This is a genomic window from Micromonospora sp. S-DT3-3-22 (assembly GCF_015354745.1).
GTDB lineage: Bacteria > Actinomycetota > Actinomycetes > Mycobacteriales > Micromonosporaceae > Micromonospora > Micromonospora wenchangensis.
Map to the genome: position 1 here is coordinate 1 of NZ_JACGMO010000179.1, position 10,470 is coordinate 10,470.

Below are 10,470 nucleotides of genomic sequence, written 5' to 3' on the forward strand. Positions count from 1 at the left end.
ATGTTCCTCACCCGCCCCGGCCTGGAGCAGGCCACCCGCCGGGTGGTCGCCGACCGGCGGGCCGCCCGGCTCGCCGCCGTCGGGGTGCGCACCCTCGCCGACCTGGGCTGCGGCCTCGGCGCCGACGCGCTCGCCGCCGCCCGCGCCGGCATCCGGGTGTACGGGGTGGAGGCCGACCCGGTCACCGCCGCGCTGGCCGCCGCGAACGCCGAGGCCGCCGGGCTGGCCGGGACGTTCACCGTGGAGTGCGGCGACGCGACGGCGTTCGACGTGACCCGGGTCGACGCGGTCTTCTGCGATCCGGCCCGGCGGCGGGCCGGCACCGGACGGCGGATCTTCGACCCGGACGCCTACTCGCCGCCGTGGGACTTCGTCACCGGGCTGGCCGCACGGGTGCCGCACACGGTGGTGAAGGTGGCCCCCGGCATCGACCACGCGCTGATCCCGGCCGACGCCGAGGCGGAGTGGGTCAGCGTCGACGGGGACCTGGTCGAGGCGGCCCTGTGGTGCGGCGCGCTCGCCGGGGTGCCCCGCCGGGCGACCGTCCTGCGGTCGGGGCCCGGTGACGCCATCCCCCGTGCCCACCGGTTGACCGGCACGGGCGGCGTCGAGGCCGGCGTCGGACCGGTACGGCGCTACCTGTACGACCCGGACCCGGCCGTGGTCCGGGCGCACCTGGTCGCCGAACTGGCCGACACCCTCGACGCGACGCTTGCCGACCCGAGCATCGCCTACCTCTACGCGGACACCCCGCGTCCCACCCCGTTCGGCAGGTGCCTGGAGATCGTCGACGTGCTGCCGTTCTCGCTGAAGCGGCTGCGCGCGCTGCTGCGGGAGCGCCGGGTCGGCCGGGTGGAGATCCTCAAGCGGGGCTCGGCGTTGTCGCCCGAGCAACTGCGCCGGGACCTGCGACTGGCCGGGGAGAACCCGGCCAGCCTGGTGCTGACCCGGGTGGCCGGCGCACCGACGGTGCTGATCGGGCGACCGGTCGCGGACGGGGGCCCGCCGGGCTAGCGTGACCGGCATGGCGGGACAGGCCACCGCGGCGACGGCGCTGCTGACCAAGCGCAGGATCGCGTACAGCACCCACCCGTACGACGTCGCGCCGGACGCGCCGAACTACGGCGCACTGGTCGCGGCGGCGCTCGGGGTGCCGCCGGAGCGGGTGTTCAAGACGCTTGTCGCCGAGGTCGACGGGGCGCTGGCGGTAGCGGTCGTCCCGGTCACCGGCGAGCTGAACCTCAAGGCGCTGGCCACGGCGCTGGGCGGCAAGCGGGCCGCGCTGGCCGACCGGGCCGCCGCCGAGCGGAGCACCGGCTACGTGCGGGGCGGGATCAGCCCGCTGGGCCAGCGCCGACGGTTACCGACGGTGGTCGACGTCTCCGCGTTTGACCACGACACCGTCTACGTGTCGGCCGGCCGGCGGGGGTTGCAGCTCCAGCTCGCCCCGGCGGACCTGGTCGCCCTCACCGACGCCGGCACCGCGCGGATCGCCGCCGGCTGACCCGGGCGTCAGGAGCCGGTGGCAGACCGGACACGGAGCGTGATTGCGGGGCGGGTGTCCCGGGGGTGACAACCGCGTTGCTGAATTGTTACCGCCGCCAACAAACTTCTGACCTCGGCAGTCTTGCGCCCGACTCACGGGCGGGAATACGTTGCCGGACACAACAAAACACCGACCACTCCTCCCCCACCCTCGAAAGGACCCGTGCAGATGCGCAAGGGCTTCCTCACCTTCGCCGCCGTCGGCCTGCTGGCCACCGGCAGCATGGCCGCCTGCGGCGACGACTCCAGCAGCAACGACGCCGGCGGCAGCACCGCCAAGAAGCCGAAGATCGGCGTGATCCTGCCCGACAGCAAGTCCTCCGCCCGCTGGGAGACCGCCGACCGCCGGTTCCTCAAGGAGGCGTTCGACAAGGCCGGTGTCGAGTCGGACATCCAGAACGCGCAGAACGACAAGAACGCCTTTCAGACCATCGCCGACCAGATGATCACCAGCGGGGTCACCACCCTGATGATCGTCAACCTGGACTCCGGCACCGGCAAGGCCGTGCTGGACAAGGCGAAGTCGCAGGGCGTCGCCACGATCGACTACGACCGGCTCACCCTGGGCGGCTCCGCCCAGTACTACGTCAGCTTCGACAACGAGGCCGTCGGCAAGCTCCAGGGCGAGGGCCTGGCCAAGTGCCTGACCGAGAAGGGCGTCAAGAACCCGACGGTCGCCTACCTCAACGGCTCGCCCACCGACAACAACGCCACCCTGTTCAAGAACGGCTACGACTCGGTGCTCAAGCCGAAGTTCGAGTCGAAGGAATACACCAAGGGCCCGGACCAGTCGGTGCCGGACTGGGACCCGGCGCAGGCCGCCACGATCTTCGAGCAGATGCTCACCCAGAGCGGCGGCAAGATCGACGGTGTGCTCTCCGCCAACGACGGCCTCGGCAACGCGGCCATCTCGGTGCTGAAGAAGAACAAGCTCAACGGCAGAGTCCCGGTGACCGGCCAGGACGCCGACGTGACCGGCCTGCAGAACATCCTCGCCGGTGACCAGTGCATGACCGTCTACAAGGCCGTCAAGAAGGAGGCCGACGCGGCCGCCGAGCTGGCCATCGCCGTGGCCAAGGGCGAGCGCAAGGAGACCGGGCAGACGGTCAAGGACCCGGAGAGCGGCCGGGACGTCCCGTCCGTGCTGCTGGAGCCGAAGGCGATCGACAAGTCGACCGTCAAGGACGTGGTGGCCGACGGCTACGTCGACAAGGCGAAGCTCTGCACCGGCGCGTACGCCGCGCTCTGCGCCGCCAACGGCATCAGCTGACCGTACGACGAGCGTCGTACCCCGTCGACGCGACGCCGCCCGGCACGGAACCTCGTGCCGGGCGGCGCTCGCCGCCGGACGGGCTCCGAGATCTTCCCTCCGTCCGAAGGAGACCCCCGTGTCCGCGACCCCCCTGCTGGAACTGCGCGGGATCGACAAGAGCTTCGGTCCCGTCCAGGTCCTGCGCGACGTCGCCCTCGCCGCCCACGCCGGAGAGGTGACCGCACTGGTCGGCGACAACGGCGCCGGCAAGTCCACCCTGGTCAAGTGCATCAGCGGCATCTACCCGGCCGACGCCGGCGAGTTCCTCTTCGACGGCCGACCGGTGAGCATCAACAGCCCCCGGGACGCCGCCACGCTCGGCATCGAGGTCGTCTACCAGGACCTCGCGCTCTGCGACAACCTCGACATCGTGCAGAACATGTTCCTCGGCCGGGAGAAGCACAGCGGGCTGGTGCTCGACGAGCCGACCATGGAACAGATGGCGGCGGAAACCCTCGCCGGGCTCTCCGTACGGACGGTGAAGTCGCTGCGCCAGCACGTCTCCAGCCTCTCCGGCGGGCAGCGGCAGACCGTCGCCATCGCCAAGGCGGTGCTCTGGAACAGCAAGCTGGTCATCCTCGACGAGCCGACCGCCGCGCTGGGCGTGGCACAGACCGCCCAGGTCCTCGAGCTGGTCCGCCGGCTGGCCGACAACGGGCTGGCCGTGGTGCTGATCTCGCACAACATGAACGACGTCTTCGCCGTCTCCGACCGGATCGCCGCGCTCTACCTCGGCCAGATGGTCGCCCAGGTGAAGACCACCGACATCACCCACTCGCAGGTCGTCGAGTTGATCACCGCCGGCCGTTCCGGCAACCTCGGTCTCACCGGCGAGCCGGTCACCGCCGGAAACGGCACCGGCGCGGGACCCGCCGACACCACTCCAGGAGGCGTTCGATGACCACCACCGCCGTGCGCAAGGAAGGCCCGGCGGCGGTCACGCCGCCGCCGACCGTCGGCAGCCACCTGCGCGGCTACTGGGGCCGGGTACGCGGCGGCGACATCGGCGCGCTGCCCGCCGTGCTCGGGCTGATCGTGCTCTGCACGGTCTTCTCGATCATGCGGCCGTCGTTCCTCACCGCCGGCAACTTCGCCAACCTGTTCACCCAGGGCGCGGCGGTCACCCTGATCGCCATGGGACTGGTCTTCGTCCTGCTGCTCGGCGAGATCGACCTGTCCGCCGGCTTCGCCAGCGGGGTCTGCGCGGCCATCCTGGCCAACGTCGCCACCAAGGCCGGCTACCCCTGGTACGTGGCCGTGCTCGCCGCGATCCTCACCGGCGTGGTCATCGGCACCGTGCTCGGCTTCCTGGTCGCGAAGATCGGCATCCCGTCGTTCGTGGTCACCCTGGCCGGCTTCCTCGCCTTCCAGGGCATCGTGCTGATGCTGATCAGCGGCGGCGCCAACATCTCGGTCAACGACGAGGTGCTGGTGGCGATCGCCAACCGCAACCTGCCCCCGGCCGTCGGCTGGGCACTGGCCGCCCTCGCCATCGGCGGGTACGCGGCCGTGCAACTGCTGCGGCACCGCAAGCGGCTGTCCCGGGGCCTGACCACCGACCCGATGGCGGTGGTGCTCGCCCGCATCGGCGGCCTGACCCTGATCCTCGGCATCGCGGTCTACATCCTCAACCAGGAACGCAGCCGCAACGTCCTGATCAACTCGCTCAAGGGCGTGCCGATCGTGGTGCCGGTCATCGCGGTGCTGCTGATCGTCTGGACCTTCGTGCTCCAGCGCACCAGCTACGGCCGGCACGTCTACGCCGTCGGCGGCAACAAGGAGGCCGCCCGCCGGGCCGGCATCAACGTCGACAAGATCCGGATCTCGGTCTTCGTGATCTGCTCGTCCATGGCGGCGATCGGCGGCATCGTCGCGGCCAGCCGGGCCAACTCGGTCGACCCGAACACCGGCGGCAGCAACGTGCTGCTCTACGCCGTCGGCGCGGCGGTGATCGGCGGCACCAGCCTCTTCGGCGGCAAGGGCCGGGTCCTCGACGCCGTGCTCGGTGGCGCGGTGGTCGCCGTCATCGACAACGGCATGGGCCTGATGGGCTACAGCGCCGGGGTGAAGTACGTCGTCACCGGTGTGGTGCTGCTCCTCGCGGCCAGCGTGGACGCGCTGTCGCGCCGCCGCGCCTCCGCCTCCGGAACGCGCTGATCCGCGTACACCAGCGGCGGGACATGGGGTGCCACCAACGATGCGGGTAGGACCGAGCCAGGACGAGATCCGGCGGCAGAACCTCGGGGCGCTGCTCCGGCACGTCCACGTGCACGGCGCCACCTCCCGCGCGGAACTCACCACCGCCCTCGGGCTCAACCGCAGCACCATCGGCGCGCTCACCGCCGACCTGGCCGGCGCCGGGCTGGTCAGCGAGGGCACGCCGAAGGAGACCGGCCGGGCCGGGCGACCGTCGCTGGTCGTCCGGCCCGAGTCGGCCCGGGTCTACGCGTACGCGTACTCGATCGAGGTGGACCGGCTGCGGGCCGCGCGGGTCGGTCTCGGCGGCGAGGTGCTGGACCGCCGTGAGCTGGACCGGCCACGCGACCTGGACGCCGCGGAGACCGTCCCGATGCTGGCCGGGGCTCTCAAGCAGATGCGGGAGCGGGTGCCACCGGGTTCCATCTGCGTCGGTGCCGGCGTCGCGGTCTGCGGCATGGTCCGCAAGGCCGACGGGCTGGTCCGGCTCGGCCCCACCACCGGCTGGGTGGACGAGCCGATCGGGGCCGCCCTCGCCGTCGAACTGGGCGTGGAGCTGCCGGTCACGGTCGGCAACGTGGCCGACGTCGCCGCGTTCGCCGAACACGCCCGGGGCGTCGCCGCCGGCTGCGACAACGTCATCTACCTCTACGGGGACGTCGGCGTCGGTGCCGGCATCATCGCCGGAGGCCGGCGGCTCACCGGCCACGGCGGCTACGGCGGCGAGGTCGGCCACATGGTGGTGGTGCGCGACGGCACCGCCTGCGAGTGCGGCTCCCGGGGCTGCTGGGAGACCCAGATCGGCGAGTACGGGCTGCTGCGGGCCGCCGGCCGGTCCGACGCCCGGGGCCGGGAGGCGCTGCTGGCCGTCTTCGACGCCGCCGACCGGGGGGACGCCCGCGCCCAGACCGCCGTACGGCACGCCGGGGACTGGCTCGGGTTCGGGGTGGCGAACCTGGTCAACATCTTCAACCCGGAGATGGTCATCTTCGGCGGCACCATGCGGGACCTCTACCTGGCCGCCGCCGCCCAGGTCCGCAGCCGGCTCAACGAGACCGGGCTGCCCGCCTGCCTGGAACACGTCCGGCTGCGGACCCCGAAACTCGGCGACGACGCGGCCCTGATCGGCGCGGCCGAACTGGCCTTCGAACGGCTCCTCGCCGACCCGCTCGACGCCGCCTGAACGGATACCTCCCGACTCGTGCGCCGCCCGGTGAACTGATCGGCCCGACGGTCCGTACCAGTGGACGGACGGGCAGCCGGCGGGTCGCTGCCCGGCAGGACAGGTCGGCCCGGATCGAGGAGGCACCGCAGCATGGCACCGCTGGATTCCGTACGTCGTCGGCGAGGGCACCGGACCCACCGGGTGGCGGTGCTGCTCGTCACCTTCCTGGCCGGCCTGGTCGTGCTACCCGGCATGGCGGTCGCCGCACCCGGCGTGCAGCTGAACGCCGCCGACATGACGCTGCTCAACGGCGTCCGGTTGGCCGGCCTGTGGGAGATGCCGGCCGGCACGATGGCCGCCGAGAAGGGCCAGTCCGCGCGGGTGCGGGAGGTCGGCGCGGAGATCGCCCGCCAGCACGGCGTCCTCGACGAGTTGGTGGTGCAGGCCGCCAACAAGTTGGGCACGACGCTGCCGAGCGATCCCACCCCCGAGCAGAAGGGGTGGCTGACCGAGATGCAGAACGCCTCCGGTGCTCAGTTCGACCAGATCTTCGTGACCCGGCTCCGGGTGGCGCACGGCAAGATCTTCCCGGTGATCGGCGCGGTCCGGGCCAGCACCCGGGACAACACCGTGCGTAAGCTCGCCGACGAGGCCAACAAGTTCGTCAACGACCACATGGCCATGCTGGAGAGCACCGGGCTGGTCCGCTGGCAGCAGATGCCGCCGGCCGCCATCCCGGCCGCGCAGAACGACTCGCTGGTCGCCGCCGCCCAGGCCGGGGCCGCCTCCGGCCCGTCGGTCGGGGTCAGCACCACCGTGGTCTGGGCGGTCTTCCTGCTGGCGCTCGGCGCGGGCGGCTACGCCACCTGGCGGATCACGCGCCGCAGTTGACCCCGCGCAGCTGACCCGACGGCCCGCAGGCGGCACCACCGCCGGCGGGCCGTCGGGCTGTCCGGGCCCAGCGCCGGGGCCGGGCGACCGGTCAGCGGTCGACCTGGGTGAAGTCCCAGGAGTGCGGGGGGCGGGCGACCAGGGTGGCCGGCGGCTCGGGCAGCGACCGGGGGCTGCTGCGCCACTTCGAGACGACCACCACCCGGTGATCGGTGGAGGAGAAGACCTCGCTGGACAGGTGCAGCGGATCGTGCTCGAACTCCGGCAGCGCCGTCTCGCACACCCAGGTGATCAGGTCGGCGAAGCCGTACGACTCGGCCCGCGCCTCCCACATCCGTACGATCACGTCGGCCCCTCCCCTCACACGCTGACCGTGGTCAGTGGCAACGCCGAGTCGGCGGGGAGGTCCAGCCGGCTCGGGCGTACCCCGGCGGCCACCAGGTGCGCCCCGAGCGCGGCGACCATCGCGCCGTTGTCGGTGCACAGTCCCGGCCGGGGCGTCCGGACCCGGATGCCGTACCGCTGCGCCCGCTGCTCGGCCATCGCCCGCAGCCGCGAGTTCGCCGCCACTCCCCCACCGATGACCAGGGTGTCGATCCCGTGTTCCCGGCAGGCGGCCAACGCCTTGCCGGTGAGCACGTCGCAGACCGCCTCCTGGAAGGCGGCCGCCACGTCGGCCACCGGCACCGGCTCGCCGGCCCGCCGCCGCCCCTCCACCCAGCGGGCCACCGCCGTCTTCAGCCCGGAGAAGGAGAAGTCGTAGCGGTGGGCGACGAGATCCTTGGCGGCGGTCAGGCCACGCGGAAAGGCGATCGACGCCGGATCACCGGCCCGCGCCTCCCGGTCGATGTACGGGCCACCCGGGAACGGCAGGCCGAGCAGCCGGGCCACCTTGTCGAACGCCTCACCGGCCGCGTCGTCGATGGTCGCGCCCAGCGGGGTCACCCCCCGGGCCAGGTCGTCGACGCGCAGCAACGAGGAGTGTCCACCGGAGACCAGCATGGCGATCGCCGGCGCGGGCAGCGGACCGTGTTCCAGGGTGTCCACCGCGACGTGGGCGGCCAGGTGGTTCACCCCGTACACCGGCTTCTCGGCGGCCAGTGCGTAACCCTTCGCGGCGGCGACCCCGACCAGCAGGGCCCCGGCCAGGCCGGGACCGGAGGTGACCGCGATCGCGTCGATGTCGGTGAGCGTCACCCCCGCCGCGCGCAGCGCCCGGTCCATGGTCGGCACGATGGCCTCCAGGTGCGCCCGGCTGGCCACCTCGGGCACCACCCCGCCGAACCGGGCGTGCTCGTCCACGCTGGAGGCCAGCGCGTCGGCGAGCAGGGTGTGCCCGCGCACGATGCCGACACCGGTCTCGTCGCAGGAGGTCTCGATCCCGAGGATCAGCGGTTCGTCAGCCATGGTCCGTCCCGTCCGCGCCCGGTTCCGCGTCGCGCCGCATGACCAGCGCGTCGGTGTTGCTCGGTTGGTAGTAGCCCCGCCGTACGCCGATCGGCTCGAAGCCGTACCCCGCGTAGAGCCGCTGGGCGGGGGCGTTGTCGACGGCAACCTCCAGCAGGACGCTGCCGACCCCGCGCCGGGCGGTCTCCGCGAGCAGGTCCTCCAGCAGCGCCCGGCCGATCCCGCGCCGCTGGGCGTCCCGGCGGACCGCGATGTTCTGCACCCACGACTCGCCGCCCGGATCGACCGCCAGGCCCGCGTAGCCCAGCAGCGACCCGTCGGTGTCCAGGGCGACCCGGTAGTGGTGCCCGCTGGCCAGCTCGTTCCAGAACATCGCCGGCGACCACTGTTCGGCACCGAACAGGTCCGCCTCGATCGGCAGCACCTCGGCGATGTGCCACCAGCGGAACCGCTCCACCCGTACGGTCACGGCAGCACCGGCTTGCGGCTGGTCGCCGCGACCGCGTCCGGCCGCCGCAGGTACAGCGGGGTGAGCGTCTCGCCGGGGGCGCCCGCCCGGACCCGGGCGGCGGCCAGGGCGACCAGTGTGGCGGCGTCCGGGTAGCGGGGTTCGGCGCGCAGCGGTAGGCCGAGCACGTCGGCGTACCGGTGGGCACCGTCCCCGACCGCCTCGGTGACGGCCAACTCCCGGGCGCGGGCGGCGGCGACCGCCGGGGCGTCCACCTCCGGCCCGACGATCCGCCGGCCACCGCCGTCGTAGACCGCCCAGTAGACCTCTTTGCGTCGGGCGTCGGCGGCGACCAGCACCCGCCGCTCCCCCGCCGTCGCGGTGCCGGCCGGGGCCGGGCCGGGGTGGCCGATGCCGTCGAGCGAGCAGACGCCGTACGTGGGAATGCCGAGCACCTGGCCCATGGTGGCGGCGGTGACCAGCCCGACCCGCAGCCCGGTGAAGGGGCCGGGGCCGAGCCCGGCGACGATCGCGCCGAGGTCGGCCGGCCGGGCGTCGACGTCGGCGAGTACCGCCTCGACCTGCGGGGCGAGCAGTTCACCGTGGGCCCGGGCGTCGACCGTGCACCGGTGCGCCCGCAGCGCGACGCCGTCCGTCGTGACCTCGGCCAGCGCCGCGGTGACCGCGGGGGTCGAGGAGTCCACCACCAGTACGAGCACGGTAAGCCAGCCTAGCCGTCGGCCCGCGCCACCCGGCCACACCCCGCCCGTCCTCTCGGCCCCTCGCCTTTCGCCCTCGCATCCCGGCCCTTCGCCCTCGCCCCCCGGGTTTCGGGTCCGGCCGTCGGTCATCGCCGCGGATCCTCGCCCTGACCCCGGTCCCGGCCCATCGGACAGCCGGGTGGGGAGCCGGCCGGGGTGGGGTGTGGTATCCCACGTAGAGCAGTATTCCTGTGGGTCATAAATATGACCGACAGGCATACCGCTCGCCGTCGGCACATCATCATGCGGGGATGTCGGAGAGTGGTCGACTCGCTACGGAGATCGCCGCGCTGCTGCGCCGGGAACGTGGTGCCCAGCGGCTCACCCAGCAGCAACTGGCGGATCGGGCGGGGACGAGTCAGAGCGCGGTGGCCCGCGTCGAGCGTGGTGGGCGGGTGCCGAGCCTCGACCTGGTCGAGCGCCTCTTCGCCGCCCTCGGCCGGCAACTCGCCGTCACCACCGAGCAGCTCGACAGCCACCTCGACGCCGAGATGGACAAGCTGGCCGGGCGGTCGACCGCCGACCGGATCGACGAGTTGGGGCTGGACCGGCTGCTCGACCGGTTGGGCGAGCTGCCCCACCTGCTGACCGGCGGCACCGCCGCGCTGCTCCAGGGTGCGCCCGTACCGCTCGACGCGGTCGAGATCGCCGTCCGGTGGCGCGACTCCGCCCGCCGTGGGGCTGACCGACCCGCGGGCCGCCGCGCTGCTGCGCCGGCACCGGCAACGCGCGGCCGACGGCCGTG

General features: G+C 73.1%; 12 protein-coding genes. 8 read left to right on the plus strand and 4 right to left on the minus strand.

Annotated elements, in window-relative coordinates:
* From H1A17_RS31770 to H1A17_RS31800, 7 genes are all read left to right on the plus strand, one after another.
* The coding region (locus H1A17_RS31770; RefSeq protein ID WP_194823606.1) for a methyltransferase domain-containing protein at window positions 1-1,014 on the plus strand (1,014 nt) is incomplete at its 5' end.
* Window positions 1,015-1,024: 10 nt separating this feature from the next.
* A complete protein-coding gene (gene ybaK / locus H1A17_RS31775; protein WP_145921699.1) occupies window positions 1,025-1,504 on the plus strand; it encodes a Cys-tRNA(Pro) deacylase in 480 nt (159 codons plus the stop codon).
* A 210-nt stretch (window positions 1,505-1,714) separates the two neighbouring features.
* On the plus strand, window positions 1,715-2,815 hold the full coding sequence (locus H1A17_RS31780) for a sugar ABC transporter substrate-binding protein (RefSeq protein WP_145921700.1): 1,101 nt from the start codon (window positions 1,715-1,717) through the stop codon (window positions 2,813-2,815).
* A gap of 118 nt (window positions 2,816-2,933) precedes the next feature.
* Window positions 2,934-3,758, plus strand: a complete 825-nt coding sequence (locus H1A17_RS31785; protein ID WP_145921701.1) for an ATP-binding cassette domain-containing protein — start codon at window positions 2,934-2,936, stop codon at window positions 3,756-3,758.
* The gene (locus tag H1A17_RS31790; RefSeq protein WP_145921702.1) at window positions 3,755-5,014 is read left to right on the plus strand and encodes a sugar ABC transporter permease; all 1,260 of its coding nucleotides are present in this window, start codon (window positions 3,755-3,757) and stop codon (window positions 5,012-5,014) included. The genes H1A17_RS31785 and H1A17_RS31790 overlap by 4 nt, the downstream gene beginning before the upstream one ends.
* Window positions 5,015-5,054: 40 nt before the next feature.
* Window positions 5,055-6,236: an ROK family protein gene (locus H1A17_RS31795; RefSeq protein ID WP_145921703.1), complete on the plus strand. Its 1,182-nt coding sequence runs from the start codon at window positions 5,055-5,057 to the stop codon at window positions 6,234-6,236.
* 132 nt (window positions 6,237-6,368) lie between these two features.
* Window positions 6,369-7,109 (plus strand): DUF4142 domain-containing protein, encoded by a 741-nt coding sequence (locus H1A17_RS31800; protein ID WP_145921704.1) that lies wholly within the window; start codon window positions 6,369-6,371, stop codon window positions 7,107-7,109.
* A 91-nt stretch (window positions 7,110-7,200) separates the two neighbouring features.
* Here H1A17_RS31800 and H1A17_RS31805 read toward each other — a convergent pair whose 3' ends face one another.
* From H1A17_RS31805 to tsaB, 4 genes are read right to left on the minus strand one after another with little or no spacing between them, the layout of a single operon-like run.
* The gene (locus H1A17_RS31805; RefSeq protein ID WP_145921705.1) at window positions 7,201-7,455 is read right to left on the minus strand and encodes a hypothetical protein; all 255 of its coding nucleotides are present in this window, start codon (window positions 7,453-7,455) and stop codon (window positions 7,201-7,203) included.
* Window positions 7,456-7,469: 14 nt separating this feature from the next.
* A complete protein-coding gene (tsaD, locus tag H1A17_RS31810; protein ID WP_194823607.1) occupies window positions 7,470-8,516 on the minus strand; it encodes a tRNA (adenosine(37)-N6)-threonylcarbamoyltransferase complex transferase subunit TsaD in 1,047 nt (348 codons plus the stop codon).
* Window positions 8,509-8,985, minus strand: a complete 477-nt coding sequence (gene rimI, locus H1A17_RS31815) for a ribosomal protein S18-alanine N-acetyltransferase (protein ID WP_145921707.1) — start codon at window positions 8,983-8,985, stop codon at window positions 8,509-8,511. Before rimI ends, tsaD begins: the two co-directional genes overlap by 8 nt.
* Window positions 8,982-9,683: a tRNA (adenosine(37)-N6)-threonylcarbamoyltransferase complex dimerization subunit type 1 TsaB gene (gene tsaB / locus H1A17_RS31820; RefSeq protein ID WP_145921708.1), complete on the minus strand. Its 702-nt coding sequence runs from the start codon at window positions 9,681-9,683 to the stop codon at window positions 8,982-8,984. Before tsaB ends, rimI begins: the two co-directional genes overlap by 4 nt.
* A gap of 293 nt (window positions 9,684-9,976) precedes the next feature.
* Between tsaB and H1A17_RS31825 the strand changes: the two genes are divergently transcribed.
* The coding region (locus tag H1A17_RS31825) for a helix-turn-helix domain-containing protein (protein ID WP_194823608.1) at window positions 9,977-10,470 on the plus strand (494 nt) is incomplete at its 3' end.